General features: G+C 64.9%; 1 pseudogene. It reads right to left on the bottom strand.

The annotated features are described in order from the left end of the window. Positions 1 to 280: 280 nt before the first annotated feature. Positions 281 to 478: pseudogene (locus tag GJ668_RS20240) on the bottom strand (hypothetical protein); the annotation flags it as partial.

Genomic DNA, 478 nt, shown 5'->3' with positions numbered 1-478 from the left:
CAGGGAGCGCCCTCGAACAGTTCGGTCAGGGCGATGCCGAACAGGCGGTGCCATTGGCGGCGGGTGTCGTCGTCGGGTGAGGCTGGGGCGGTCGGGCTCATGGGGAGCAGTGTAGCCGAAAGGGGCCGGCGCGCGAATGGTTCGAGGCGCCGTGACCGGCTCACCGGACAGCCGGGTTGAATCCGCCGGGGTGGCGCACTTCGATCTGGTCGCCGTTTTGGCGCCGGACGTACAGGCGACGTGCTATGGCGTAATTCGGCGACGGGGTCTGTGACCAGCCTCAGTGATCGCGTCGCTGCTTGTCGAGCCAGGATTCGATTAGGGTTGGATCCAGACCCTTGAGGCGTTCTTCGGCATCCAGACCCTTGAGCCGCTCTTCGGCATCAAAGCGTTTAAGGACGTCTTCGGCATCCAGGCCCTTGAGCCGCTCTTCGGCATCAAAGCGCTTGATGATGGCCGCCGGGTCGCGTTCGATGGC

Source organism: Allochromatium palmeri, from assembly GCF_009720725.1.
In the GTDB taxonomy this organism is placed as follows: domain Bacteria; phylum Pseudomonadota; class Gammaproteobacteria; order Chromatiales; family Chromatiaceae; genus Thermochromatium; species Thermochromatium palmeri.
The sequence above is the reverse complement of the archived record's forward strand: the minus strand, read 5'-3'. Positions and strand labels throughout refer to the sequence as shown.